This is a genomic window from Herbaspirillum sp. Her2 (genome assembly GCF_057961375.1).
Genome location: NZ_CM176331.1, coordinates 1,160,364 through 1,186,586 on the forward strand (window position 1 = coordinate 1,160,364; position 26,223 = coordinate 1,186,586).

Annotated in this window: 19 protein-coding genes and 2 tRNA genes; 11 read left to right on the top strand and 10 right to left on the bottom strand. The window is 61.7% G+C overall.

Annotation, left to right across the window (positions count from 1 at the left end):
• Positions 1–178: 178 nt before the first annotated feature.
• A complete protein-coding gene (locus ACWHXP_RS05315) occupies positions 179–1,117 on the bottom strand; it encodes a dienelactone hydrolase family protein (RefSeq protein WP_489634327.1) in 939 nt (312 codons plus the stop codon).
• A 438-nt stretch (positions 1,118–1,555) separates the two neighbouring features.
• Positions 1,556–3,832 (bottom strand): TonB-dependent receptor domain-containing protein, encoded by a 2,277-nt coding sequence (locus ACWHXP_RS05320; RefSeq protein ID WP_489634326.1) that lies wholly within the window; start codon positions 3,830–3,832, stop codon positions 1,556–1,558.
• Between the two features lie 275 nt (positions 3,833–4,107).
• Between ACWHXP_RS05320 and ACWHXP_RS05325 the strand changes: the two genes are divergently transcribed.
• Together ACWHXP_RS05325 and ACWHXP_RS05330 are read left to right on the top strand one after the other, a co-directional pair.
• On the top strand, positions 4,108–4,782 hold the full coding sequence (locus ACWHXP_RS05325) for a biliverdin-producing heme oxygenase (protein ID WP_489634325.1): 675 nt from the start codon (positions 4,108–4,110) through the stop codon (positions 4,780–4,782).
• A complete protein-coding gene (locus ACWHXP_RS05330) occupies positions 4,779–5,216 on the top strand; it encodes a YbaN family protein (RefSeq protein ID WP_489634324.1) in 438 nt (145 codons plus the stop codon). Before ACWHXP_RS05325 ends, ACWHXP_RS05330 begins: the two co-directional genes overlap by 4 nt.
• Positions 5,217–5,341: 125 nt before the next feature.
• On the opposite strand, the gene ppc is transcribed toward ACWHXP_RS05330, so the two are convergent.
• A complete protein-coding gene (ppc, locus tag ACWHXP_RS05335; RefSeq protein WP_489634323.1) occupies positions 5,342–8,257 on the bottom strand; it encodes a phosphoenolpyruvate carboxylase in 2,916 nt (971 codons plus the stop codon).
• Positions 8,258–8,501: 244 nt separating this feature from the next.
• On the opposite strand from ppc, the gene hemC reads away from it, so the two are divergent.
• From hemC to ppa, 5 genes are all read left to right on the top strand, one after another.
• On the top strand, positions 8,502–9,458 hold the full coding sequence (gene hemC / locus ACWHXP_RS05340; RefSeq protein WP_489634322.1) for a hydroxymethylbilane synthase: 957 nt from the start codon (positions 8,502–8,504) through the stop codon (positions 9,456–9,458).
• A complete protein-coding gene (locus tag ACWHXP_RS05345) occupies positions 9,442–10,239 on the top strand; it encodes a uroporphyrinogen-III synthase (RefSeq protein ID WP_204726622.1) in 798 nt (265 codons plus the stop codon). The genes hemC and ACWHXP_RS05345 overlap by 17 nt, the downstream gene beginning before the upstream one ends.
• Positions 10,240–10,274: 35 nt before the next feature.
• Complete coding sequence (locus tag ACWHXP_RS05350; RefSeq protein ID WP_489623136.1) at positions 10,275–11,483, top strand: uroporphyrinogen-III C-methyltransferase; 1,209 nt, start codon at positions 10,275–10,277, stop codon at positions 11,481–11,483.
• A 20-nt stretch (positions 11,484–11,503) separates the two neighbouring features.
• Positions 11,504–12,703: a heme biosynthesis protein HemY gene (locus ACWHXP_RS05355; RefSeq protein ID WP_121041830.1), complete on the top strand. Its 1,200-nt coding sequence runs from the start codon at positions 11,504–11,506 to the stop codon at positions 12,701–12,703.
• 277 nt (positions 12,704–12,980) lie between these two features.
• Positions 12,981–13,514, top strand: coding sequence for an inorganic diphosphatase (gene ppa, locus ACWHXP_RS05360; RefSeq protein ID WP_006463345.1), 534 nt, complete (start codon positions 12,981–12,983; stop codon positions 13,512–13,514).
• Between the two features lie 222 nt (positions 13,515–13,736).
• Here the strand turns inward: ppa and ACWHXP_RS05365 are convergent, their stop codons facing one another.
• The 3 genes from ACWHXP_RS05365 to ACWHXP_RS05375 all read right to left on the bottom strand — a co-directional run bounded on the left by ACWHXP_RS05365 (position 13,737) and on the right by ACWHXP_RS05375 (position 17,269).
• Complete coding sequence (locus ACWHXP_RS05365; protein ID WP_034333328.1) at positions 13,737–15,437, bottom strand: peptide chain release factor 3; 1,701 nt, start codon at positions 15,435–15,437, stop codon at positions 13,737–13,739.
• Positions 15,438–15,685: 248 nt separating this feature from the next.
• Positions 15,686–15,847: a hypothetical protein gene (locus ACWHXP_RS05370; protein WP_489634321.1), complete on the bottom strand. Its 162-nt coding sequence runs from the start codon at positions 15,845–15,847 to the stop codon at positions 15,686–15,688.
• 15 nt (positions 15,848–15,862) lie between these two features.
• Positions 15,863–17,269 carry a DUF3300 domain-containing protein gene (locus tag ACWHXP_RS05375; RefSeq protein WP_489634320.1) on the bottom strand — a complete coding sequence of 469 codons (1,407 nt, stop codon included), beginning with the start codon at positions 17,267–17,269 and terminating at the stop codon, positions 15,863–15,865.
• A gap of 433 nt (positions 17,270–17,702) precedes the next feature.
• Between ACWHXP_RS05375 and ACWHXP_RS05380 the strand changes: the two genes are divergently transcribed.
• Entirely contained in the window at positions 17,703–18,161 is a 459-nt protein-coding gene (locus ACWHXP_RS05380; protein ID WP_034333342.1) for a GNAT family N-acetyltransferase, read from the top strand.
• A 417-nt stretch (positions 18,162–18,578) separates the two neighbouring features.
• Entirely contained in the window at positions 18,579–20,198 is a 1,620-nt protein-coding gene (locus tag ACWHXP_RS05385; protein WP_489634319.1) for a methyl-accepting chemotaxis protein, read from the top strand.
• Between the two features lie 119 nt (positions 20,199–20,317).
• Here the strand turns inward: ACWHXP_RS05385 and yjjJ are convergent, their stop codons facing one another.
• Entirely contained in the window at positions 20,318–21,682 is a 1,365-nt protein-coding gene (yjjJ, locus tag ACWHXP_RS05390; protein WP_489634318.1) for a type II toxin-antitoxin system HipA family toxin YjjJ, read from the bottom strand.
• Positions 21,683–21,908: 226 nt separating this feature from the next.
• On the opposite strand from yjjJ, the gene ACWHXP_RS05395 reads away from it, so the two are divergent.
• Positions 21,909–23,528: a methyl-accepting chemotaxis protein gene (locus ACWHXP_RS05395; protein ID WP_489634317.1), complete on the top strand. Its 1,620-nt coding sequence runs from the start codon at positions 21,909–21,911 to the stop codon at positions 23,526–23,528.
• Between the two features lie 114 nt (positions 23,529–23,642).
• On the opposite strand, the gene ACWHXP_RS05400 is transcribed toward ACWHXP_RS05395, so the two are convergent.
• Positions 23,643–24,140, bottom strand: coding sequence for an SgcJ/EcaC family oxidoreductase (locus tag ACWHXP_RS05400; RefSeq protein WP_489634316.1), 498 nt, complete (start codon positions 24,138–24,140; stop codon positions 23,643–23,645).
• Between the two features lie 591 nt (positions 24,141–24,731).
• On the opposite strand from ACWHXP_RS05400, the gene ACWHXP_RS05405 reads away from it, so the two are divergent.
• Positions 24,732–25,736 (top strand): hypothetical protein, encoded by a 1,005-nt coding sequence (locus ACWHXP_RS05405; RefSeq protein ID WP_489634315.1) that lies wholly within the window; start codon positions 24,732–24,734, stop codon positions 25,734–25,736.
• Positions 25,737–25,937: 201 nt separating this feature from the next.
• Here ACWHXP_RS05405 and ACWHXP_RS05410 read toward each other — a convergent pair.
• Positions 25,938–26,014: transfer RNA gene (locus tag ACWHXP_RS05410), tRNA-Arg, on the bottom strand.
• A gap of 95 nt (positions 26,015–26,109) precedes the next feature.
• Positions 26,110–26,186 (bottom strand) — tRNA-Pro (locus ACWHXP_RS05415).
• Positions 26,187–26,223: the final 37 nt, after the last annotated feature.

The window sequence follows — 26,223 nt, forward strand, 5'->3', positions numbered from 1 at the left end:
ATCCGCCCCAACAGCGCAGGCCGGAGAGCGCCGAAATACGGTGGTTTCCGGCCGATGTGAAGCAAAAGGACGTAAAAAACGACAATGCCGGCTCCCGCAAGGGGCCGGCATTGTCGTTGGTGAAGGGTACTGTCAAAACCCGGGAGGCGCGTGGCCGGCCCGGAGTCTCGGTGTTTCCTCAGTAATTCAGCTTGGCGTCCAGGAAGTTGAGCATGGAGCGATACGCCTGGCTGCGCGCATCCGGGTTGCCGCCGCTGGTGACGCCTTCGCCGCGCTTGCCCACGCCGGCCACATCCATGCGCACGTGCACCGGCAGGCCGGGCGCGTCGAAGTCGTGATAGGTATCGGGATAGAGGCGCAGAGCGATCTCCGTGTCGCTGCCCTTCATCTTCTCTTCGATGGCTTCGCAGGCCTGGGGCGGCGTCCAGTCATCGTTCTCGCCCATCAGGATCAGGAGCGGTGCGGCCGGTTTGAAGGGCTCGCTGGTCTTGGCGTACGGGCGGCAATCCGGATAGAAGGCCACGGCGGCGCGCGGCTGGATCTTGCGCACGGCGACGTCGGTTTCGGCCAGGTTGATCGAGGCCAGCAGGGTCGACGCGCCATGCGACCAACCCAGCAGGGCGATGCGCTTCACATCCACATCCGGCTGCGAAGTCACCCAGTGCAGGGCGGCCTGCACGTCATAGCGGCGGTTCATCGCGCTGACTTCGCGCTGGGCTACGGTGTCCTGGCAGGTGGAGCGGCGGCCGCGCGGGGTGAAGCTGTCCGGGAACAGCACGTTGTAGCCGGCGTCGCTGAGCACGCGTGCCATCGCCAGGTGGCGCGGCGTGAATTCCCCCTTGCCATCCTTGACCATGCTGTACAAGCCGCCGCAGCCATGCAGGGCGATCACGGTCGGTGCCGGGCCCTTGGTGGTAAGCGACTTGCGTGCCTTGATCCAGACGCCATAGAGCGCGGTGGCCTTGCCGCCCTTGCTGTCCACGCTGGTGAGCGAGACGCGGCGTGCTTCCAGTGGTGGCGGCGGTGCCGAATTGGGCGCGGCCTGCGCCCAGGAGCCGATCACGGCCAGCGATGCTGCAACGCAGAACGCAGCCAGCGGTTTTCTCCAATGTCGCATGATGTCTGATTCCCCGTAGTGATGCCCAATCGTTGCCCGACGGCCTTTCCCGTCAACGGGGAAAATGGTCGCTGAAGCAATAAGCTTCACGGATTGCAACGACTGTATGTATTTGAATTCTTCAGCTTGTATTTTACAAAAGCGAAGCGTCATGCGGCAGGGAAGATGCGTTTTTGCGGTGCAAAAATCTGATCCATCACAAGAGCGCGCCTGCACCTGTGCGTCGCCCGCAACAGCTTGTCGCTTCGTCAAATGTCATATGAGCCATCTGTTATCGGCATGCAAACGCTGAACTTGAGACGGGGCGTCTCTGATACGTCATGCTTGTCAGTGCAGGAGGAGGGGAGGCTGGTGCGCCCGAGTCAGCATCGGGCGCGCCGGCCGGTCGCACGATGCTGCCGGGAACTTTCATCCGTGGCGGCATCGTGCCGGACGATCTCAAAGATCGATATTGAGGGTGATGGCGGCGTTGCGGCCTGGTTGCGCGGCGCGCTGGAACAAGACGGATTGCGAAGTGGTCAGGCCGCGTACCGTGGCGTAGTCCCAGTATTTGCGATCGGTCAGGTTGTAGATGCCGGCGTGCAGTGTCACATGCTGGTTCAGCTTCCAGTAGGTCGACAGATCCAGCAGCGCATAGCCAGGTACGTTGACGTAAGCGCCGCTGGTGGAATAGACCGAGACGTCGTCGGCGCTGGCACGCTTGGATTTCACGGCCGTCATGATCAGGCTGCCGCCGTAGCGGGCGCCGGGATCATCATAGGCCACACGCACGGTGCCCTTGGCGGGTCCCACCGAGTTGACCGAGCCACTGACACCGGCGTCATTGCGCGAACGGCCGGCTGATACTCCGGCGCTGCCCCCCAGGCTGTAGCCTCTCAGCGCACTGGCATAGGTCCCCAGGCGCAGTTGTGCGGAGACTTCTGCGCCGTAGATATCGACGTTGGCGATGTTCTGCAGGCGATATGCCAGCGACGTGCCGCTGTAGGTGGTGGTCTGGTAGTCGATGAAGTTCTTGTATCGTGTGTAGAACAGCGAGCTGTTGAGGGTCAGGCCATCGATCAGCTCGCCCTTGGTCCCGAGTTCAAAGGCGTCGCTGGTCTCGTTCTTCAGGTCGGGATTGCCGAGGATGGCGTACAGGAAGGCCGAGCTGGCGTAGGTCGAGGAATCATAGGTTCCGGTTTTTTCTGCGGCAGTGGCCACGCGTACCCCGCGGCTGTATTGGGCAAAGAAGTCATAGCTCGGTGTGAGCGCATAGGCAAAGCGCAGGCTGGGGGCAAGCAAGGCCGTATGGTCTGCGCTGACCTCGCTGGCGGCACTGCCGACGTTGGCCAGGTAATGGCTCAGGTCGCCCGGCCGGGTTTGCCAGTATTCAGCCCGCAGGCCCGGCGTGAGCGTGGCGCGCGGAGAGAGGTGCCATTCGTCGCGGACGTAAGCCACCAGCTTGTTCGTGCGCGTCTGTGCCATGCGGTCCTTGCTGTAGGGATAGCCGCTGACCGAATTGCCGGTGGCGTTGGTGATGCGCGCTTCGGTCCAGGGACGCTGCTCGTCCGTGCTGGTGAAGGACAGGCCATAGAACAGTTCGTGCGTTCCCATGCGCTTGCTGGCGTCCGCGCCCAGTCCGACGCTGGTGGTGGCCAGATAGGTGTCGATGTAGCGGGTATAGCTGTTGGTGGAATTGGCAGCGATGGTGTAGTCCTCTTTCTTGCTGTCCTGATAGAAGGCATGTACGCGCAGCTTGTCAAAGGCGGCGATGCTGCCAGCCGCCGGGGTGTATTCATCCTCCACTTGCAGGCGATGACGACGGGTCGTGGAGTACTGCGTTGCACCGGCCGGATAGGCGCTATAGGTGCTGCCGTCAAGATAGCGGTTGTCGGCACGATCATAGAGGTCCAGTGTCACGCCCAGCTTGTGGTGCGCCAGCCCTTCATAAAACGCCTTGAACAGCACTGCGTCGGAATGCCAGTCGTCACGGTTCGCATCGCTCACGTCCTTGGACCGGGTCAGTGCGCCATCGCGATTCGAATACAGGGCCAGCAGTTTCCAGTCGCCCATCTTCTGTGCCGTGGTCAGGGATTCTGCCCAGGCCTGGTCAGCGGAGGTGTAGCCGAGTTTGGCACCGAGATAGCTGTTCTTGCCGTCGCTCAGATAGTCGTCCGGCGATCTGGTCTGGAAGGAGACGCGTCCGCCCAGGCCGGTGGCGCCATTTTCGCCGGAAGACGTGGTCCCCGAGATGATGTCGACGCGACGGAAGACCTCGGGGTCGATATAGTCGCGACCGATACCCACCCCTGTGGCCTTGAGCCCATCCGGCAAGGGGACGGCCGCTGGCAGCTCGATACCGTCGATATCCAGTCCGACCCGGTTGCCCTCGACGCCACGGATGTTGTAGCCCGAGGTGCCGCTGCCGTCCCACAGGTTGGCGGCTCCGCTCAGTGCCGAAGGCGCGCTCACGAGAGGCTGGTAGCGGATCACGCCCGCCATGTCGGTGACCCCCGCATTCTGCAGGTCATCGGCGCTCAGGGATGTGCTGCGGGAGGCCCTGTCTGCTGTCACGCTGATCTGTGGCAGGGCGCTGTCGCGGCTGGCGTCCTCTGCGGCGTGAGCCGGGCTGATCATGAGCCCGGCCAGTGCCAGGTGGATGGAGATGGTCAGGACCCGCGGAACGGGACGCGCCAGGTTTTGCGCGGTCGTGCTGCGCGCGATTGCTGCAATCATTGCTTCCTCTTCTAGTCTTGTGTGCGCCGTCGGTATTGGCGGTGCGGCGGCGTGATGGGTCGTCGACTGGCTGACGCTGTCTTCATCGATACCGGCGGGTGGACTAGAACAAGTGGCTGGCTAAATCTAAATCAATTCATCTCTCGCAGAGAGGTCGCGATTTTAAAATTAAGTTTTTGCAAAGGCAACGCAATTGATAATCATTTGCAATTAGAATCTGCTGGTCCGAGTCGGGTGTGTCCACGTCGGTTTGTTTTTGATCAATCGTCCACGTCATGACTACTTCCACTTCACTTGCCATCCCTGCTTCCCCGTCCACCTCAACCGAAACCGTTCCCGTTCCTGCTGCCGCCCCGGAGCTGGATCGCGCCGCGGCGTTGAAAGAGGCTACCCGCGCGGCCCACGAAGCGCTGGATGGGAGCATCATGCGTTTCAACCCCTTCGCATCGCTGCAGCGCTATGGCGGCTTCCTGCAGATGCAATACGCGTTTCATCGCGATGTAGCAGCCTTGTTCGAGGATGCTGCCTTGAACCGTCTGTTTCCAGATCTGCAGGCACGCTCGCGGCTGGCACAGGTAGCGGCCGACCTGCAGGACCTGGGCTTGCCGCTTCCGGTGCTGTCGGCGCCGGTGTTTTGCGCGGATCGTTTCTCCCTGCCTGTGGCCATCGGCTGGTTGTATGTCGAGGAAGGATCCAACCTCGGTGCGGCGTTCCTCTACAAGATGGCGGCCGGGCTGGGCCTGGATGGCAACCGCGGAGCGCGCCACCTGGCGCCGCACCCGGAAGGCAGGGCCCCGAGCTGGCGCGGTTTCGTGGCCCAGCTCAACGCCATTGAGCTTGACGCGGTCGCGGAACAGCAGGTGATCCAAGGGGCGAGCGCTGCGTTTGCGCAGGTGACCTCGTATGTCGGTCGGTTCTGCCGCGCGCCACTGACGGAAAATGCGGCGTGACCGGGGGCACGACCGAGGCTGAACCGAAGCGCCTGACTCGTCACAGACTGGTGGCGTGGGCCTGGCTGCTGTTGGCCCATGCGAGCCTGGCGGTGGGTGTCATCGCCATTTTCATCCCGGGCTTGCCTACTACGGAATTCATCCTGCTCTCGGCATGGGCTGCCAGCCGTGGTTCGCCGCGTCTGCAGCGCTGGCTGGAGCAGCATCGCCTGTTTGGTCCGATGATCCACAACTGGCGCCATGGCCGTGCCGTGACGATACGTGCCAAGGCGACTGCCTCACTGACGATGACGCTCTGCCTGATCATCATGGCGTTGACCATCCAGCGCCGCTGGATCCTCCTGTTGGCGGCGCTGGGCATGGCAGTGGGGGCCGCCTGGATGTGGTCGCGTCCCGAGCCCGGTGGTGCGAGCACCGACGGGTCCAGAGACTGACAATGCGTTGAATCATAAAAAAATCCCCCGTTACGCGAAGGTATCCGGGGGATCGGGGCCCGTCCCTGATGATGGCAGGTCGGTCCCGTTGCGCAGCGTGAGGCTTCGCCGGCAGGCGTTGCAGTTTAGCCAGTATTGCGCAAGCCGGCGGCCACCCCGTTGATGGTGAGGTGGATGCCCCGCTGCACGCGTTCTTCCGGCGCACGCTTCGCTGCAGCCGTAGCGCGGTGGCGCTTGATCAGCTCGACCTGCAGGTGGTTCAGCGGATCGAGATAGGCGAAGCGGTTCTTAATCGAGCGCGCCAGCAGCGGATTGCCGGACAGGCGTTCCTTGGTGCCGGTGATGGCCGAGAGCACGCTGCTGGTACGTTCATGCTCGCCGGTGATGCGGCCGAAGATCGTGGTACGCAGCTTGCGGTCCGCCACCAGCCCGGCATAGCGCGAGGCCACGGCGAGGTCGGTCTTGGAGAGCACCATGTCCATGTTCGACAGCAGGGCGGCGAAGAACGGCCATTCCTTGCACATGGCGCGCAAGGTGGCCAGGCGTTTTGCGCTCTCCTTGGCGTTGCCGGCTTCTTCCAGCCAGCCCGAGACCGCGCTGCCGAAGCCATACCACCCCGGCAAGAGCAGGCGGCACTGGCCCCACGAGAAGCCCCAGGGAATGGCGCGCAGATCCTCGATGCGCTGAGTCGCCTTGCGCGAGGCCGGGCGCGAACCGATGTTCAGTTGCGCGATCTCGGCGATGGGCGTGGCCGCGAAGAAGTAATCGGTGAAGCCCGGGGTCTCGTACACCAGGTTGCGATAAGCGCGATAGGCACGCTCCGACAGTTCTTCCATGACGCGCTCGAATTCGGCCAGCTTCCTGGCTTCCTTGCCATCGGTGGCGGCGGGCATCAGGCTCGCTTCCAGGGTGGCGGCGACCAGCAGCTCCAGGTTGCGGCGGCCGATTTCCGGATTGGAGAACTTGGAGGCGATGATTTCACCTTGCTCGGTCAGGCGGATCTGGCCGTTGACCGTGCCCGGCGGCTGCGCCAGGATGGCCTGGTAGCTCGGACCGCCGCCACGGCCGACGGTGCCGCCACGGCCGTGGAACAGGCGCAGCTTCACGCCGGCTTCATTGAACAGTTCCACCAGCTGGTTCTCGGCCTTGTAGAGTTCCCAGTTGGAGGTCAGGAAGCCGCCATCCTTGTTGGAATCCGAATAGCCCAGCATCACTTCCTGCAGCTTGCCGTGCTTGGCGATCAAGCCCTTGACCTGCGGGAGGGTCAGCCAGCCGCGCATGATCTCGGCCGCACAGCGCAAGTCGGGGATGGTCTCGAACAGTGGAATGACCATCAGCTCCAGCTCGTGCAGCTGGTTGCCTTCGATGTGCAGCAGCCCCGTTTCCTTCTGCAGCAGCAAGACTTCCAGCAGGTCGGACAAGGTCTCGGTGTGCGAGATGATGTAGTTGCGGATCGCACGTTCGCCATAGCGGCGGCGGATTTCGCGCGCGGCGCGCAGGATGGTCAGCTCCGAATTGGTTTCGTCGGCGTACTGCAGGTAGGGCGAATACAGCAGGCGCGGCTTGGACAGTTCACCCAGCAGCAGGGCGATCTTGCGTTCTTCGGTCAGGCCCGCATAGTCGGCCTCTACCTGGGACTTGGCGAACAGCTCTGCCAGCACGCGCTCGTGCACGTCGGAGCTCTGGCGCATGTCCAGCGTGGCCAGGTGGAAGCCGAAGATTTCCACGGCACGCTTCAATCCGGCCAGGCGCGGCTTGACCAGCGCGGCACCGTGGTGGGCCTGCAGCGAGGCCACCAGCACCTCCAGTTCGGCCACGCATTCGGCCGGGCTGGCGTAGGGCGCAGCGGCGCCGATTTCCTGGCGCAGGATGTTGACCACGCCCAGCGAACGGGCCGTGGCGGCCAGGCGCGCGTAGATGCCGATGAGGGCACGGCGGTAGGGTTCGTCGGCGCGGTGCTCGGAGTGGTCCGGCGAGGCATCGGCCAGGGCCAGCAGTTCCGGGCTGGCCGCGACCATCAGGGTGGAGATGGACATCTCGGCCCCCAGCGTGTGCACTTCGTCGAGGTAGTAATCGAAGATGGTGGTGGACTGGCGCTTCAGCGCATGCTGCATGGTGGCGGCATTGACGTTGGGGTTGCCGTCGCGGTCGCCGCCGATCCAGCTGCCCATCTGCAGGTAGGGCGGCAGCTCCACGGCGCGGGTCTTGGCGCGCGAGGGGAACTGGCTGTCGATCTCGGCTTCGATGTCGTCATACAGCGCCGGCAGTTCGCGCAGGAAGGTGATGCGGTAGTAGGAGAGGGCGTTCTCGATCTCGTCGGCCACCGTCAGCTTGGTATAGCGCAGCATGCGCGTCTGCCACAGCGTGGCGATGCGTGCGCGCAGCAGTTCGGTGTTGTGGCGCAGCTCGCGCGGGGTGAGCGGCAGGTCGCGTTCGGCCACCAGGCGGGCAATCTCGCGCTCGGCATCCAGGATGGACTTGCGCTGCACTTCGGTCGGGTGGGCGGTCAGCACCGGAGACACCAGGGCTTCCTTCAGGAAGCTGCGCACTTGTGCGCCCGAGACGCCGGCATCATCCAGGCGCGACAGTGCATAGGCCACGCTGCCGGGCTGGGCTTCGGAACCGGCCAGCAGGTGCGCGCGACGGCGGCGGTTGTGGTGCTGGTCTTCGGCGATGTTGGCCAGGTGCGAGAAATAGGAAAACGCGCGCACCACCGAATTGGTCTGGTCGCGGGTCAGTTTCTTGAGCAGCTTGTCGAGCTCGGCACCGGCCTTGGCATCGGATTCGCGGCGAAAACGCACGGCGGTCTGGCGGATGGTTTCCACCACCTCGAAGACTTCATCGCCTTCCTGTTCCCGCACGACTTCGCCCAGCAGGCGTCCGAGCAGGCGGATGTCTTCCTTCAGGGGCGCATCCTTGTCGGTGCTGCGGGCGGGTTTGGTGACGGTCTTGCTGGCCGGGCTGCGCTTGGCGGCAGTGGTGGCGCGGGGCGTGGAAGGAGTGGAACGGGCACTGCGTGGTGTTGGATTTTTAGTCGCCATGATCAACGGTTGCTGCGGTTTTCGGAGGAGAAAGTCGTGCTTGTGGATCGGATTGCCGTGGGTGTGCGTGCTAGAATTTGCCTCGTTTTTGGTGTGCGTCTCGCTTCTGGTCGCTGTGATCGATGTGCGTTGCTGCTTGCCCTCGATCGCTTTTTTAATCGTATTGTTCAGTCTGGATGCGCCGGTCTCCTGCTTTCCTTGTCTCCTCGGCCGCGGGTGCCACGACTGAATCGGAAAGCCCGTCTTGAAAGAATTTCCTCCTTCCAACATCGTCATCGTCTCGCGTGAAAGCCGCCTCGCCATGTGGCAGGCCGAGTACGTGCGGGACCGTCTGGCCGCATTATATCCGCAGTGCAGCATCAATATCCTCGGAACCACCACCCGTGGCGACCAGATTCTTGATCGCGCGCTTTCCAAGGTCGGCGGCAAGGGCCTGTTCGTCAAGGAACTGGAAGTGGCCATGGCCGAAGGCCGCGCCGACCTCGCCGTGCACTGCCTGAAGGACATGCCGATGGATTTGCCCGAAGGCTTCGAGCTGGCCGCCATCCTGGAGCGCGAAGACGCGCGCGACGCTTTCGTCTCCAATGACCATGCCTCGCTGGACGCGCTGCCCGATGGCGCCATTGTCGGCACCAGCAGCCTGCGCCGCCAGGCCATGATCGCTGCGCGCTATCCGCAACTGGTGGTCAAGCCGCTGCGCGGCAATCTCGATACCCGCCTGGCCAAGCTGGATCGTGGCGACTACGCCGCCATCATCCTGGCCGTGGCCGGCCTGAACCGCCTGGGCCTGAACGCGCGCATCCGCTCCTTCCTCGATCCCGAACAAAGCCTGCCCTCGCCCGGCCAGGGCACGCTGGCCATCGAGATCCCCGAAGGCCGCGACGACATCAAACGCCTGCTGGCCCCCTTGCATGATGTGCCGGCCGCCGTGGTGTCGGCAGCCGAGCGTTCGGTCTCGCGCATCTTCGGTGCCAGCTGCCAGATCCCGCTGGCGGCCTACGCCACGCTGGACGGTGAGCGCCTGCACCTGCGCGCCATGATCGCCACCCCCGATGGCGCACAAGCCGCTGCCGCTGAAGCCGAAGGTTCGCCGGATGCGCCCGAGGCGCTCGGTGCGCAAGTGGCCGAGCTGCTCAAGTCGCGCGGTGCCGATTCGATTCTGGCGGCCTGCAAGGCCCAGGCTGATGCCGCTTCGGCCTGAGACAGCTGCACCGTTGCCGGTGGTCGTGACGCGGCCACTGCAACAGGCCGGCGGCTTTGCCGAGCGCGTGCAGCAGCTGGGCCGGCGTGCCGTGGTATTTCCGCTGCTGGCCATCGGCCCGGTCGACGATGACAGCGAACTCAAGGCCACGCTGGCACGCCTGCACGACTTCGCGCTGGTGGTCTTCGTCAGCCCCAATGCCATCGATGCCGCCTTTGCCCATCTGCAGGGCTGGCCGCGTGATGTGCCCATCGGCATCGTTGGGGAGGGCAGCAGGGTGGCCTTGCGCGGGCATGGCGTCGATGGCGCCAATGCCACCATCTACGGCCCGCAGCGCGCCGACAAGATGGATTCCGAGGAATTGTTCAAATCCCTCCCGTTGGAACAATTGCGCGGCAGGCGTGCTCTGATCGTGCGCGGCCAGGCCGGCCGCGATTTCCTGAGTGAAGCTTTGCAACAACAGGGCGTGGAAGTCGAATTCCTTACCGCCTACCGTCGCCTGGCCCCCGAACTGAACCCGCAAAGCCGCCTGCAACTGCTGGATTTGCTGGACGGTGGTGCCGACTGGGTCATCACCAGTTCCGAGGCCTTGCGCAATTTGCTTCACTTGGCAAGACTAGCCGGGGGCGAGGAACGTGTGGTAAAACTGCAACGACAACGCATCGTCGTCTCTCACCACAGGATCGCCGAGACCGCGCGGGAGCAGGGTTTCGTGCAGGTGGTCCTGACCGGCTCGGGAGATGAACGCCTGCTTGCCGCCCTTGTTCCACCCGCTCCCTGAGTGGCCGCGTAATTTGCCGCGTTACAATCCAGCCCATGAACGAACAGCAACCCACTCCCCAATTGCCGGAGCCTCAACCGCAAGCCAGCCACAGCGCTGGTGCTGCGGCCCCGCAGGCGTCCTATACCTTCACTCCTCCGGATGGCACGGCCGTGCTGCGCCGCCGCCAGCGTGCGCAGACCATCGTGCTGCTGCTGGTCATCGCCGGCCTGGGCGCACAGTGGTGGGTCTCGCATGCCGAACTGCGCGACCTGCGCAGCGAAGTGGCGCAGCGCCTGCAGAATGGCGACAACAGCAGCAATGAACTGAAGGGCGTGCTCAAGGCCGTGCAGGAGAGCACCAAGGAACTGCAGTCCAAGGTCAGCGTGCTCGACAGCAAGCAGGCCGAGTCCCAGAGCCAGCAACTGGCGCTGGAACAGATGTACCAGGACCTCAACAAGAACCGCGACGACTGGGCCCTCTCCGAAATCGAGGAAGTCCTTTCCACCGCTGACCAGCAGCTGGAGCTGGCCGGCAACGTGCAAGGCGCGCTGATCGCCCTGCAGAATGCCGATAAAAGCCTGTCGCGTTCGGACAAGGCGCAGTTCATCGCCATCCGCCGCGCCATCGCGCGTGACATCGAACGCCTGAAGGCCCTGCCGACAGTGGACATCGCCGGCATCGCCGTGCGTCTGGACAGTGCCATCGGCCAGGTCGACAACCTGCCGCTGCTGGTCGATGAGCGTCCGGTGGAGTCGGCCAGCGAGCCCAAGCCGCAGCCGGTGAAAATCGCTGCCGCCGAGAAGCCTGCCGCCAAGGGCGATGCCGCCCATGCCAAGACCAAGGCCGAAGCTGCGCCTGCCGAAGCGTCTGCCTGGTCGCAATGGCTGGCCGGTGCCCGCGAAACCTGGCGAAGCATGAGCACTGAAATGTGGTCCGAGCTGCGCCAGCTGGTGCGCATCCGCGAAGTGCAGACGCCGGAAGCGATCCTGCTCTCGCCGGGCCAGGCTTACTTCGTGCGCGAGAACCTCAAGCTGCGTTTGTTGAATGCACGCCTGGCGCTGCTGTCGCGCAACGAGTTCGCCTTCCGCAATGACCTGTCCTCGGCCCAGGACACTATCGCCAAGTATTTCGATACCCGCGCCAAGCAGGTCCAGACCACGCAGGCGCTGTTGAAGCAGGTGCAGGGCAGCAATGTCTCCATCCAGTTGCCCACGCTGGCCGAAAGCCTGAATGCGGTGCGCAACTACAAGGCCCGTCCGTGAGCCGCTGACGGGAACCTGATATGAAAATACTGCTCTGGCTTCTGACCCTGTTTGCCTCCGCCATCGGCCTGGCCGTGCTGGCGCGCTTCAACCCCGGCAATGTGGTGCTGTTCTATCCGCCGTACCGGATTGACCTGTCCCTGAACTTCTTCATCTTCGCCGTGCTGGCGGTGTTCCTGACCATCTACGTGGTCATCCGCGCCATCCGCCTGACGCAGAAGCTGCCCGGCCGCGTGATCGCCTATCGCCGTGCCAAGCGCGAGAATGAAAGCAACAAGGCCCTGCGCGATGCCCTGAAGGCCTACTTCGAAGGCCGCTTCGGCCAGGCCGAGAAGTCCGCCACGCGCGCAGCCGACCTGCCCGACAACGCCGGCATCGCCGCCCTGATCGCCGCCCGTGCCGCGCATCGCATGCGCCAGGGTGACCGCCGCGACATCTGGCTGGCCAGCACCGAAGTCGATCCGACCTTGAAGGCTGCGCGCCTGATGACGGCGCTGGAACTGCAAGTGGACGAACACCATTTCAAGCAGGCGCTGGAAACGGTGGAAGAGTTGAACGCCAACGGCACGCGCCACATCCAGGCCCTGCAATGGGCGCTGAAGGCCAACCAGCAAGCCAAGAACTGGCCCGAAGTGCTGCGCCTGGTGCAGACCCTGGACAAGCGCAATGCCCTGCATCCGGCCTTGTCGAACCGCCTGCGCGAGCTGTCTTACGATGCCTTGCTGTCGGACCGTTCGCACGATGCCGAATCGATTCGCCTCTTGTGGAATGGCGTGCCCGGCGTGGACAAGCTCAAGCCCTACATCGCCGCACGGGCCGCCCACGCCTTCTCCAGCCGTGGCCTGCATGACGAAGCGCGCAGCCTGCTGGAACGCGCGCTGGCCGCCGACTGGGATATCCGCCTGCTGCGTGCCTATCGCGAATCGACCGCCGAAGCCGGCTCGCCGGCCCTGCTGTCGCAGATCGAGCATTGCGAATCCTGGTTGTCCAAGAATCCGACCGATGCCGAACTGGCGCTGACCCTGGGCATGTTCTGCCTGCGCCAGAAGCTGTGGGGCAAGGCCCAGCGCCATCTGGAACAAGCCCTGTCGGACGCCATCGAACCGCGCACCGTACGCGAATCGCACCTGGCCCTGGCCCAACTGCACGAGGCGCTGGATCAGCCGGACCAGGCCGCCGGCCACTACAAGCAATGCGCCCTGGCCACGGCCATCCGCTGAACTTGTTGCGCTGGTGAATGACCAAGGCGGAAGCGGCGCAAGCCCTTCCGCCTTTTTCATGTGCGCTGCCGGGCACTGTCATGTTGGCGTAAGTTGCACCGGCCAAGATGCCGGTCTGAGCCTGAATGCCGCTATAATTGCCGCTTTCCGGTGTTTGGCATGCCAGAACTGAGCATTAAGCCCCGTTTAATGCTCATTGCATCGAGCATTAAACAAGATGCCCCTGGCGCTGCCGGCCCGAAAACCGCTTTTCGTTTCTTTCCCTAGTGAGAATCCCATGAGCCTGAACAACGTCCCCGCTGGCCGCGACCTGCCCAATGACTTCAACGTGATCATCGAAATCCCGATGAACGCCGATCCGATCAAGTACGAAGTGGACAAGGACACCGGCGCCATCTTCGTCGACCGTTTCATGGGCACTGCCATGCACTATCCGTGCAACTACGGCTACATTCCCCAGACCCTGTCGCAAGACGGCGACCCGGTCGACGTGCTGGTGATCACCCCGTTCCCGCTGATCCCGGGCGTGGTGGTGCGCTGCCGTCCCATCGGCGTGCTGAAGATGGCCGATGAATCTGGCATCGACGCCAAGCTGCTGGCCGTGCCAGTCGACAAGATCCTGCCGATCTACACCCACTGGCAAAAGCCGGAAGACCTCAACGAACTGCGCCTGAACCAGATCAAGCACTTCTTCGAACACTACAAGGACCTGGAAAAGGGCAAGTGGGTCAAGGTCGAAGGCTGGGAAGGCCCGGACGCTGCCCGCGCTGAAATCCTCGCCGGTGTGGAAGCGTTCAAGAACGCCAAGTAATTCCCCGTCAGCAAGACATAAAAAATCGCCCGACAGGTTTGCGCCTGTCGGGCGATTTTTTACGTCGATTACCAAGACCACCGTTCGGACTGAGCAGGCCCGAACGGGCCGTATCGAAGGCGCTCCGTCAGCGGATGTCCGCCGCAGTCTCGTCTTCGATACGACGCTGCGCGTCTACTCAGTCCGAACGGTGGGGGGCGTGCGCAGTGCAAGAGCAAAAACTTAGTCCAGTTTGGCCGCGTGCTCGCGGGTAGCGTGGAAAGTGATCTCCGGCCAGCGTTCCTGGGTCAGGCGCAGGTTCACGCCCGAGCTGGCCAGGTAAGCCAGGTTGCCGGCTGCATCGATGGCCAGGTTGGCACCGGCCGAGGACTTCTCGAAGTCGGCCAGTTTCTTCTTGTCATCGCAACTGATCCAGCGCGCGCTGCTGATGCTGGTGCCTTCAAACACCGCATCCACGCCATATTCGTTGAGCAGGCGGCTGGCCACCACTTCGAACTGCAGCACGCCCACTGCGCCCAGGATCAGGTCGCTGCCGGTGACGGGCTTGAAGACCTGCACCGCGCCTTCTTCGCCCAGCTGCTGCAGGCCCTTGTGCAACTGCTTGATCTTGAGCGGATTGCGGATGCGTGCCACGCGGAAGAAGTCCGGGGCGAAGTAGGGAATGCCGGTGAACTGCAGCATCTCGCCTTCGGAGAAGCTGTCGCCGATCTGCATGTTGCCGTGGTTGGGCAGGCCGATGATGTCGCCGGCATAGGCTTCTTCCACCTGTTCGCGGCTGGAGGCCATGAAGGTCACCACCGAGGACACCTTGATGTCGCGGTTCAGGCGCAGGTGCTTCAACTTCATGCCGCGTTCGAAGCGGCCCGAGCACACGCGCAGGAAGGCGATGCGGTCGCGGTGCGCCGGGTCCATGTTGGCCTGGATCTTGAACACGAAACCGGAGAAGGGCTCTTCGGTCGGCTTGACCTCGCGCACGGTGGCGTCGCGTCCGCCCGGACCCGGTGCCCAGTCCAGCAGCGCATCGAGGATCTCGCGCACGCCGAAGTTGTTGATGGCCGAACCGAAGAAGACCGGCGTCTGCACACCGGCCAGGAAGTCTTCCAAGTTGAAGGGGTGGGAGGCGCCATGCACCAGTTCCACTTCCATTTTGAGCTGTTCGATTTCCAGCGGGAACATTTCGGCCAGCTTGGGGTTGTCGATGCCCTTGATGATTTCCACGTTGCCGTTGGCGCGTTCTTCACCGGCCTTGAAGAGCATGATCTCGTCACGCAGCAGGTGATACACGCCACGGAAATTCTTGCCCATGCCGATCGGCCAGGTCACCGGTGCGCACTGAATCTTCAGCACCGACTCCAGCTCATCCAGCAGCTCCAGCGAATCGCGGGTCTCGCGGTCCAGCTTGTTCATGAAGGTGATGATGGGCGTATTGCGCATGCGGCAGACGTTCAACAGCTTGATGGTCTGTTCTTCCACGCCCTTGGCGGCATCGATCACCATCAGCGCCGAGTCCACGGCGGTGAGCACGCGATAGGTATCTTCCGAGAAGTCCTGGTGGCCCGGGGTGTCGAGCAGGTTGACCACGTGGTCGCGGTACTCGAACTGCATCACCGAACTGGCCACGGAAATGCCGCGCTGCTTTTCGATTTCCATCCAGTCCGAGGTCGCGTGGCGGCCGCTCTTGCGGGCCTTCACGGTACCGGCCAGCTGGATCGCGCCCGAGAACAGCAGCAGCTTTTCGGTCAGCGTGGTTTTACCGGCGTCGGGGTGGGAGATGATGCCGAAGGTGCGGCGGCGCTTGACTTCGCGCGCGATCAGGTCGGACGAGACCTTGGTGGCGGCGCCGGACGCGCTGGCGTTGTCTGCATCAGCGGCCTCAGGAGCGGTGGCGGCGACTTCGGGGAGTTCGTTGCTGGGTTCTTGCATGGCGGATCGGTCGGGGTGGGAGCCCGGCGGAACGCGGCCCCTGGCGCGGCTGGACGATCCAACCCGCTTGGCCTTGAGCGGCGCGCACTGTTCCTTTGACAAGGAGGCGGCGCACGCCCTGTTCCGACAGCTCTGGAAAACCCGAGATTATAACTGAAGCGGCCCGCTTGCCCGCATGTTTGCCGGGAGGCAACGTACGCGCGGCGGGCCGCTCAGGCGATCACTGGCGGGTCAGAGGCGCTGCAGGATCAGGAGCGTTCATCACGGCGATCCTCGCGCCGCTGATGGGCGTCGCGCTGCTGGGCCTGCTGCTGGCGCGCCTGCTGTTCATGCTGCGCGGCCTGATGTTGCTGCTGTTGCTGACGGACTTGCTCCATCTGGCGATGCTGCTGCTCGCGCTGCTGGTTCATCATCTGCTGCTGGCGTTACTGCTCCTGTTGTTGATGCTGGCGCATCTGCTGCTCACGCTGTTGCTGCTGCAATTGCTGTTGCTGCATCTGCTGCTGGCGTTGTTGCTGCTGTTGCACCTGTTGCTGGCGCTGCTGCCACTGGCGTTCCTGGGCCTGCTGCTGTTGGCGCTGCTGCTGCGCTTGCTGATCGCGCTGGTGTTGCTGGTCGCGGATCATCTGCTCACGCTGGCGCTGCTGGTCATTGGCCTGCTGTTCACGCTGGCGTTGCTGATCGATGGCCTGGCGCTGGCGGAACTGATCCTGCTGGGCCAGTCGCTGCTGCACGTTGTCGGCCACCGGCAGCGGACGCGGCGTATTGGCCGGGAAGGGCTGGCCCGCTTGCGGTTGCGGACCATGTCCATTCCACTGCGGCACGTGCTGCGCCTGGACCAGGTTCTGTGCCTGCGGACCGGCCAGCGGACGCTGTCCCGGCGGCGGGGCCAGCGCAGGGGCCGGTTGCTGCGCATAACGGCCGCCGGCGTAACGCGGGTCGTGATGCCACACCACCGGCCGCTGGTTCATGCTCACGTTGCGGTTCACGTTGATGTTGTTGTTGTTGTTGACGTAGCGATTGTTGATGACGTTGGTGTTGTTGACGTTGTTCACGTTGGTCACATTGGTGACGTTGTTGATGCGTGTCTGCGTCACCATCACCTGGCGCTGGCGCCAGTCGGGACGCGCATCGCCAAACACCGCACTCATGACGCCAATGCCCACCCCGAAGCTGATGCTGGCCGAGAAGCCCGGCTCATAGCTGGGCGGACGATAACGCGGCGGTGGCGCCCACACCACCGGCGGAGCGGACGGCCACCACCAGCTGCCATACACCACGGTCGGGTTGTAATACGGCACGTAGACCACCTGCGGATTGACCGGCACGATCTCGATCACTTCATCCTGCACCACCACGCGCTGCTGCGGGCTGGATTCGAGCGTGCCGGCGATGCGGGCGCGTTCGCGCAGGTTCTGTACCGTATCCATCACCGACGGCTGCTGGGCGAGGAAGGCCTGTCCGAGCTGCTGCGTCCAGTCGAGGCGATCATTGAGCATGGCCAGCACCGAGGGGAACTGCACCAGCGCCTTCACGCTGGGATCCCACGGCATGGGGGCCACGGCGCGCGCCAGGCCATCGCCCTGCAGACCGGGCCGCGCTTCGACGAAGCGCTGGGCCTGCACCACTTCCAGCGGATAGGTCGAGGCCATCAGCACCTGGGCCAGCAGCGAATCGGGATAGAGCGCCACCGGGGCCAGCATCTGGTCCAGCTGTTGCTGGGTATAGACGGGCGCGGGCGGCGGTGCATAAGCGGTCTGCGCCTGCACGGGCAGGCCTGAGACCAGAGAGAAGACCAGGCAGGTGGCCCAGGCCAGGGATGTCTTGTTCACGTTGTTCTCCTTGCGCGATGGCGTGCAGCCGGAAGAGGAAAAACAAATTGCCAGGTCCGGCGCACTGAGGTGAGCCTATGGTCTGCCAGCTCGGAGAGGCGAGGTGTAACGGAATTGCAAGCGATGTTTCAGCGCCGGATAGGCTGAGCCTGCGTGGTTGCCGAGGGGAAAGCCTTGCGCAAGGCAGGGGAGCCTGTGGCATCATGAATGGCCACGGAACAAATCTCATCAACGGAATCGATCAATCGAGCGGTTTTCATGCTTCGCGCAGATCAATCGCCACGCTTCCTTGCACGCGCTGCAGCGGCCGGACAACCAGGGCCGGCGTGCCTTTTCTTGTTGAAGAGAAACGTTCTAAACAGTTTTCGCAGTACCCGCAGTACGTACCAAGGCAAATTTTTTACGACAACAAGCCATCAAGCAAGGAACGACCATGAGCCATCACCTGATCTGGCGGCGCGATGATTTCCTCATCGACACCGATCCCGACCGGCTGGACATCCCCCTCATCCACGACGTACTGACCCATTCGAGCTGGTCCCCCGGCATCGACCTCAACACCGTGCGCACGGCGCTGGCCAACAGCCTGTGCTTCGGCCTCTATCGCGGCAAGCAGCAGATCGGCTTTGCCCGCGTGGTGACCGATCACGCCACCTTCGGCTACCTGTGCGACGTCTTCGTCGTCGGCGACCTGCGCGGCCAGGGCCTGGGCCGCTGGATGATCGAATCAGTCAACCAGCATCCCACGCTGCAGAAACTGCGGCGCGTCATGCTGACCACATCTACCGCGCCGTGGCTGTATGCCAGCTGTGGCTTCGAGGCCATCAATCGCGGTGACTTCGTGTGGCATATCTCGCGTCCGGATATCTACAAGCAGGGCGTGCAGCAGTAGATCGGCATTTCCTGACCGGCGGAGCGCAGTGTGGCTCCGCTGATTTTCCTGAGGCGTCCTTGCTGACGTAGTCAGGAAACTTAGTTTTTCAGCGCTTTCCCTTCCTTGCTCCTCTCTCGTGTCGCGGCTGAAGATTCCCGCGGGGTGCGATGCAATGGCTTCTCTCGCCTCCTTCTTCCGTTTTCACTCCTAAGTATTTCTCTTCCATTCGCCCCGTAAAACCGGCGTGTACGGAGCATGCAACTTAGTTTTGATGAACACTTGATCCAGTTCCGGTCGCAATGACCCAAAGATGATCCGCATCAAGAAGCGGCCAGATGCGAATTTTCATCATTTTTGCAGACTTATAATTTTGGCACTCATTCATTTCAGCTCATCGACCCGCTGCGCCATGCTGCGCACCCACGAATCCTGACCATGACCATTGCCAACAAACTCCGTCTGCTTCTGCTCGCCGTCGTCCTCGGCCTGGCCAGCCTCACCGGCTTGAGCATCTATCACAGCAACCGCATTGCCGATGCTGCCAGCTATTCGTCGTTCAACACGGTCCCCAGCCTGCTGGTGCTGGGGGAGGCGGGTGAAGCGGTCTTCCGCATCCGGGTTGGCATCTGGCGCTATGCCGCTGCCACGGATGCCGCCACGCGCGCCAAGCTGGAGAAGTCCATGAACACCAACCGCGACAAGGTCATCGCCGCCTTCGACCGCTACGAGAAGGAAGATCTCTCCGACGCCACCGACCGCCAGTTGCTGCAGGCGGACCGTGAAGCCTTCGCCGATTACGAGAAGAGCCGCCAGGCCGTCATCGCCCTGGGCGCTGAAGGCAAGACCGAGGAAGCCTTGCATGCGGTCGAGCACCAGGTGGTCCCGCCCGGTGACAAACTCATCAACGCCCTGGCGGCCCATCGCCGCTACAACGAGCAGCTCGGCCAGCAAGGCGTGCAGGCGGCGCAGTCCAGCCTGCGCTCGGCGGTGGTTCAGGCGGTGCTGATGAGCCTGGCCGTGTGTGCAGTGGTAGCGGTGGTGAGCCTGCTGATTTCGCGCACCATTTCCACGGCACTGGGGGAGGCCATCATGACGGCCCGCGCCATTGCCACGGGCGACCTCAGCACCCGCATCCGCCGCCGCGCCAATGATGAAGTCGGCCAGTTGATGCAGGCCATCCAGCAAATGAGCGACAGCCTGGTGCGCATCGTCAGCAACGTGCGCAACAGTGCCAACACCATCGCCACCGCCACGGCGGAAATCGCCGCCGGCAATCTTGACCTGTCGGCGCGTACCGAAGCCCAGGCCGGTTCCATCGAAGAGACCGCGTCGGCCATGGAGCAACTGACCGCCACCGTGCGCCAGAATGCGGACAACGCCCAGCAAGCCAATGTGCTGGCGACATCCGCCTCCAGCGTCGCTACCGAGGGTGGCCAGGCGGTGCAGCAGGTGGTGCAGACGATGGACGAGATCAATGCCTCCTCGCTGAGGATCGTGGACATCATCAGCGTGATCGACGGCATCGCGTTCCAGACCAATATCCTCGCGCTCAATGCTGCCGTTGAGGCGGCGCGTGCGGGCGAGCAGGGACGCGGGTTTGCGGTAGTGGCGGCCGAAGTGCGTTCACTGGCCCAGCGTTCGGCTGCGGCTGCGCGCGAGATCAAGGAACTGATCGATGATTCGGTCGGCAAGGTGGAGAGCGGCAGCCGGCTGGTCGCACAGGCAGGCGAGACGATGCAGCACGTGGTCGACAGCGTGCGCCGCGTGACTGACATCGTTGCCGACATCACGGCCGCCAGCGCCGAGCAGAGCGATGGCATCGTGCAGGTCAATCAGGCCATCGGTTTGATGGATCAGGCGACGCAACAGAATGCGGCGCTGGTGGAGCAGGCGGCTGCGGCCTCGCAGTCGATGCGGGAGCAGGCTGCGGGTCTGGCGGAAGCGGTGGCGGTGTTCAAGCTGGCGCATGAGGTGCAGATGCTTGGAGAATCTGAAGCGGACCGTAGTCGTACCAGCAAGTCCTTGCCTAGCGAGTTGCTCGCGTTGCCTCGCTGATCAGGCGAATGAAAAGAGAAATGTGTTCTGACCGAAGCCCCAATCTGATGAGGGCATCCTGGAGAGTCAGGATGCCCAATATTCTCCAACGTATCTCGCAGATTTGATGTGAACAGGCCCTAGGATGCGAAATCATCTAGCCGCGCAATGCGCGATCCAGCCAGGTCAATGCGAGATACCAACTTGGCCAGACAATCTGCGAAGCCCGCACTCAAGGCATCGGAATTTCGCATTCTCTCAACAAAGTCCTTCGCCATTGGCAAGGCCGTTTGCCACGCTGCGTTCGAGACATCATTGTTGATGTTCAACGTGAGTTCGCGCACAGGCAAACCACCTCCCGAGGTCGGCGCAAAGGCCATGCAGGTCATGTCGTACGCTGGGGCAATCTGATAAGGACGCCCGTGCTCGGCCATGAACGACAAATTCCCGCCATGCATGTCGGTGTTCGCGATCAGCGTCCCGAACGCCCACAGCACTTCCGATTGTGTCACCGCTTGGTGCTCGACGACGCCTTCTCGCGCCAGCGCACGCACTACCTGAGGCCAGTTACCTGCGCTGCCGACGAACTCAGCATCCAGTGCTTGCAGTGAGAACAGTGCTCGACGGCCAAAAGGCCCCACCCGATCGAAACGGCGCACTTCCAAAAAGCGTTGAGTCCCGTGATCAAGCACAGCCGAACGCGCCGCAGCGATCCCATGATCGTGCAAGACTTCGAGAGCAAGATGCTCAGCCAAAAGCAAATCTCGCCAGCGCTCGCTGATCAGTGTCTCGGTAAGTGCCGTGAACTTGACAATGACATGCGCCGGACCTGCATCGCACTCGGCGTACGTCGTGAACTTGGGTTGTTCGCCGCCGGCCGACGAACCGTAATGCTCACCACGCGTTGCAGCGGCGGCCAATTCAGCATAGGTCTGCGCCTTCCCCTCCTGAGAGACCGGTTGCGGATCCGGGGCGTTGACGAAATGGTCGCGGGCAGCCTGACCCAGCAAAAGATTGCCCGGCAGGTCTTCACCGTGCAGCAGCAAAGCGCGCATGACATGGCTATCGTTCCAGTCGGTCAATCGGGCAGGCAGGCCCATCTGAACCCCATGTTGCAAGTTATAGGCGCGCCCCAGGTAGCCCTGCGGCCGCATGTCAAAGAGCCACCATGGCAGGCCATCGGTATGCAAATGCGTCCCGTCCGATTGCGCCATCACGAAACCTTCGGGGTGTACTGGAATGAGCGTGCCGAGCTCTCGCAGCTGTCCACCGGGCGATACCCGATAGACGGAGGCTTCCAAATCTTGGCGCGTGGTATCGCGCAATGCATATTGAATAGATCGAGCAGCGCCAAATGGAATCAAATCACCCTCCAATGTCCGCAGGGCTCTCGACAAGGTCGGTTGGCTCACGCCAAGCTCAGTCATCAATTCACGGGCTGTTCGCACCCCTCGCCTCAGATGGACGCGGGCGCGATCTCCAAGCTCAGCAGCAGCGTTTGCCATAATGAATAGATAATTGAATAAATAAATGGTAGCACAAAGAGGGTAGCCCTGTGCCGCCTCAACCTTCGTCAGCGCAAGCGTCTGTGCCTGACGCCCGTCTTCTGCCGACGGTCAGCAGTGGTCATGAGATGTGAGCGTTGGTGATCCTTAGTTGGGCTAAGGTTCGTGCTGCCCGGTTGGGCAAGCATTCTGCAGTGACCCACTCATGCGCCCAGGAGAGCCGAACATGACCATTGCCAAGAAGCTGTACCTTCTCATCATCGCCGTCATTGCGGGCCTGTGTGCGCTGGCGGCATTGAGCATCTACCAGAGCTACCGGGTGTCGGCGGCAGCCGGTTATTCGACGCACAATACGGTCCCCAGCATCCTCGCTCTGGATGAAGCGATCGAGGCGGTTTACGCGATACGGCTGAATGTGGCGCGCTACTTCATCGAGCCCACGACCCGGGACAAGATTTTCCCCGTCCTTGAGTCACTGCATGAAAAGGTGCAGGCCGCCTTTCTCAAGTTCGAGAAAGAATGCATCTCCGACGCGACTGACGCAACGATGCTGGAGCAGGACCGTGCTGCCTTTGCCGATTACGAGAAGGCACGACACCAGACCTTGGCCCTGGTCGAGACCGGGCAGCCGTCCGAACTGCAGCGCGCGCGGGAAGAGCTGCTGGTCCCCGCCGGCAACCGATTGATGAAAGCCCTGATCGAGCACAAGCAGTACAACGCTCAACTGGGCCGCCAGGGGATGGAGAATGCTGCTTCCATTCTGGAATCGTCCATCGTCATCATCGTTGGCGTCAGCCTTTTGATCGGAACGCTGGTGGTGGGCTTGAGCCTGCTGCTGGTGCGCATGATCGCGACTTCGCTACGCCACGCTACGCATGTGGCCGAAGCCATTTCCCGCTACGACCTGACCAGCAAGATCGAACACGCTGCCCGTGATGAAATCGGCCATCTGATGCAGGCGCTGGGCCGCATGAACGACAGTCTGCGCAAGATCATGGGTGGCGTGGGTGACAGCACCGGCACGATCCAGGTGGCCGCGCGTGAAATCGCCACTGGCAATCTCGACCTGTCTTCCCGCACCGAGTCCCAGGCGGGCTCGCTGGAAGAGACGGCCACCGCCATGGAGCAACTGACCGCCACCGTCCGCCAGAATGCGGAGAACGCGCGCCAGGCCAGCGAACTGGCGATCTCGGCCTCGGCCGTTGCGGCCCAGGGTGGCAAGGTGGTGGATGAAGTGGTGCTGACCATGGAGGCCATCAATGCCTCGTCGCTGAAGATCGTGGACATCATCAGTGTGATTGACGGCATCGCTTTTCAGACCAATATCCTGGCCTTGAATGCAGCGGTGGAGGCAGCGCGTGCGGGCGAGCAGGGGCGCGGCTTTGCGGTGGTGGCTTCGGAGGTTCGTTCGCTGGCCCAGCGTTCGGCCACGGCTGCCAAGGAGATCAAGGAATTGATCCAGGATTCGGTCGACAAGATCGGTGCCGGTGGCCGCCTGGTCACGGAGGCGGGCAGCACGATGGCACAGGTGGTGAGGAGCGTGGGGCGGGTCACCGATATCGTCAGCGAGATCAGCGCGGCCAGCACTGAACAGAGCCAGGGCCTGGAGCAGATCAACCAGGCCATCGGGGCCATGGATGAAGTCACGCAACAGAATGCGGCGCTGGTGGAGCAGGCGGCTGCGGCTTCGCAATCGCTGCAGGAGCAGGCGGTGCAGCTGGCGGGTGCGGTGCAGGTCTTCAAGCTGGATCGTGAACGGGAGCTGGCCATTGACCTGGTGTCCGGGGAGACTATCCCGGAGCGGGCTGCCGATCTGCTGCTGGTGGGTGGGCGCGTGCAGGCTTGAGGAAGATCGGTACGCATTGAGGGACGCATCGCTGCGTCCCTCTTTTGTTTCTCCCCCTGTCTCTTTTTTCTTTTCTTCAGGGCGACGGCAATGTCGTACTGAATCGAAGCGTTCTTACTTCTCCGGCATGCCTGAAGAATGATGGCTGGTGATCAGCCACTCCCTGCCATTCCATTCATAGGTAAAGCTGTAGCGCGCATGCACGACCTGGCCGGTAGTGCCGAAGGTGAAGCTGTAGAGGCCGGCATCGATCGCGGTGTTGCAGCCTATCCAGAGCCAGCGCTGGTCGATCTTGCCTACCGGCTTGTTGTGGAGGAAGTGTTCGAAATAATCAATGCGCTCTTCGTTGGTGAACCGGGGCTTGTTGGACACGGTGGGCAAGAGCAGGGAGCGCGGGGCGTAGTTTTCGGCGACGGCTTCGGGATCGAGGGTTTGCAATGACGCATTCCAGCGGTCGAAGAGGGCGGCGATTTCCTTGCCTGTGGTTGACTTGCAGACCACGCCGGTGCCGGGGCCCGCAAAGGGCAGGTCGGGAGCGGGTTTGCTCGACGGGGTCGAGGCGCAGCCGGTGAGGATGAGTGCCAAGGCTGATGCGGAAAGGACTGTTTTCATTTTTCCCCCTGTTAATTTTTATGTTCAGGTGTTTCGCTGAAGATCGCTGACCGGAGTTGGCGTCTTCAGCGCTGGCTATTTTAAGTGGTGGGATTGGTTTTTGCTGAGAAGTCGTAAAGTTTCAATCAGCTAATTCGTTAATTTGAAAGCGGGCATCGGGGAATGTATATCTCCCCCGCTGGCTTATGGTTTGGACTTGATCTCCACCTCATTAAAGGTTAATCGGAGCAATTCCAGAAATTCGGCCACTAAACAGCGCTCGCGTTCTTATTTCCTTTCATTTGAAGACTGGAGACCGTTTTCTCAGACGGTGTCGCGTATCTGCGCTAAGAGCAGATCATTCCTTATCCGCGTTATCGCTTTTAACAGCCCCCCCGGCCCTGACGATCAAAGTTTTTTGTTGATTTTAGAGGATGGGATGTGGCGCAGTTACGTTGAAGCGGGGCGCGGTAGTGTCCACAAAATTCGAGATAAAATTTGCGCTGCAGTTAATTCATTACGCGAGCAGGATAGCGACAAATCTCCTCCGAAGATATCGGGAGTCCATGAGTTACTGGCATCTGCAGCTAAATCTAAAGAATAGGGGAAGCAATGAGCGACGTAATTGAGCATCGTGACGCTGGGAATGGGGATGCGGCGAGGGAGGTGCATGTTGGAAGAGGTGGTACGCCTGTATCTCTTAAGATGTACCAGGACATTTACCATCAAGTTACTGGGCGTACCGAACAAATTCGGAAGAGATATACGGAAAATCTGTTATTGGAATTTTCGAACATTCAGCAGCTCCACTATAAAATCATGCAGCTTTGCGACGTGCATAATATTGTCGCCAGGAATGAAGTGATTTCGGTCTTTCATGACAAAGAGCGCAAAGAACAGTTCACTTCATTTGAACGCTTTTCTGCCTACAACTCGAATGCAACTAGTCCTACGGTAAGCGTGGTGTTGCGATATAACTTCTCGATTATTCCCGCAGGGATACAGAAGCCCCAAGAGTATGTAGTTACCGTCCGCCTTGTGTCGCGGGTTGCTCTATTGATTCAGATTGAAAGAGAAACGCCTCCGTTCATCAGGGGCCACATAATAGGGATGGTCGCAGAAATGACCGCGGAGGTAACGGTCGAGTATGCTGATTACGTAATCGCTCGTGGATTTGTCGAGGCTTTTGATGAGTGGGTCGAGGGGTGTGATGTTGTTCCTCGCAAGCAATGGCTGAGATTTGCAAGAAGATGGTCGCACATAATTCCTGTCGTGACCCCGATCATAACCGTAATGTCGTTAGCCTATTTTGCTCTTGCTGCTATCCCTGCGGCGTTTGCCAGTCCGATCCATCTTGAAAATACGGCTCGGTTCTTTGTTCTCTATGGCGCTGGAGCATGCGTCGGAATGTTGTTAGGTAAGTTGGCAGGCGAGGCAATAGAGTACGCAATCGATACATATCCTATCCTCTCTTACCTGAAGCTGAATAAGGGAGATGTAAAGCTGGTTGAGAAATTTAGCGCTCAAAGGTGGTCAGTTGGCGTTAAATTCGCAATCGGTATAGCCTTACAAATTGCGGTCGGTATCGCCTCGTCCAAACTGGAAAAATTGATTTAATGAGGCGTGAGCCTTTCTCTTACCGGAGGGAGGCTCACCTTGTTTGAGAGCCTATGTGCTTGCGCATGCACAATATGATGGAGGTATTAATGAGGGCGGCGAGCATATCTGGAGCGCACCCACAACGCAAAATATGTGCGCCGCCATGATGATTGCCGTCCACTAAAGATTCCGCGAGCGCTTAAGTTTTCTGAGAGAATTTGGCCTGCCCTGAGGGACTCGAACCCCCGACCTATGGCTTAGAAGGCCATTGCTCTATCCAGTTGAGCTAAGGGCAGTTCGGCGTGGCTGGCGGTGATGCTGCGCCGATGCGCTACCGCCAACGATCCAGAAAAAGAAAACGGGCTGTCACAGACAGCCCGTTTTTGATGAGTGGTCGGAGTACAAGGATTCGAACCTTGGACCCCCTGGTCCCAAACCAGGTGCGCTACCGGGCTGCGCTACACTCCGAGAAGCGAGATAATAGCAGCATCTCTTTCAAATGGTC

Coding starts and splice junctions, on each gene's coding strand:
- ACWHXP_RS05355 (WP_121041830.1), top strand. CDS start 11,504: ATGAAAATACTGCTCTGGCTTCTGACCCTGTTTGCCTCCGCCATCGGC.
- ACWHXP_RS05405 (WP_489634315.1), top strand. CDS start 24,732: ATGAGCGACGTAATTGAGCATCGTGACGCTGGGAATGGGGATGCGGCG.
- ACWHXP_RS05345 (WP_204726622.1), top strand. CDS start 9,442: ATGCCGCTTCGGCCTGAGACAGCTGCACCGTTGCCGGTGGTCGTGACG.
- ACWHXP_RS05380 (WP_034333342.1), top strand. CDS start 17,703: ATGAGCCATCACCTGATCTGGCGGCGCGATGATTTCCTCATCGACACC.
- ACWHXP_RS05395 (WP_489634317.1), top strand. CDS start 21,909: ATGACCATTGCCAAGAAGCTGTACCTTCTCATCATCGCCGTCATTGCG.
- ACWHXP_RS05350 (WP_489623136.1), top strand. CDS start 10,275: ATGAACGAACAGCAACCCACTCCCCAATTGCCGGAGCCTCAACCGCAA.
- ppa (WP_006463345.1), top strand. CDS start 12,981: ATGAGCCTGAACAACGTCCCCGCTGGCCGCGACCTGCCCAATGACTTC.
- ppc (WP_489634323.1), bottom strand. CDS start 8,257: ATGGCGACTAAAAATCCAACACCACGCAGTGCCCGTTCCACTCCTTCC.
- ACWHXP_RS05370 (WP_489634321.1), bottom strand. CDS start 15,847: ATGAACCAGCAGCGCGAGCAGCAGCATCGCCAGATGGAGCAAGTCCGT.
- ACWHXP_RS05385 (WP_489634319.1), top strand. CDS start 18,579: ATGACCATTGCCAACAAACTCCGTCTGCTTCTGCTCGCCGTCGTCCTC.
- ACWHXP_RS05400 (WP_489634316.1), bottom strand. CDS start 24,140: ATGAAAACAGTCCTTTCCGCATCAGCCTTGGCACTCATCCTCACCGGC.
- ACWHXP_RS05320 (WP_489634326.1), bottom strand. CDS start 3,832: ATGATTGCAGCAATCGCGCGCAGCACGACCGCGCAAAACCTGGCGCGT.
- ACWHXP_RS05325 (WP_489634325.1), top strand. CDS start 4,108: ATGACTACTTCCACTTCACTTGCCATCCCTGCTTCCCCGTCCACCTCA.
- ACWHXP_RS05365 (WP_034333328.1), bottom strand. CDS start 15,437: ATGCAAGAACCCAGCAACGAACTCCCCGAAGTCGCCGCCACCGCTCCT.
- ACWHXP_RS05315 (WP_489634327.1), bottom strand. CDS start 1,117: ATGCGACATTGGAGAAAACCGCTGGCTGCGTTCTGCGTTGCAGCATCG.
- yjjJ (WP_489634318.1), bottom strand. CDS start 21,682: ATGGCAAACGCTGCTGCTGAGCTTGGAGATCGCGCCCGCGTCCATCTG.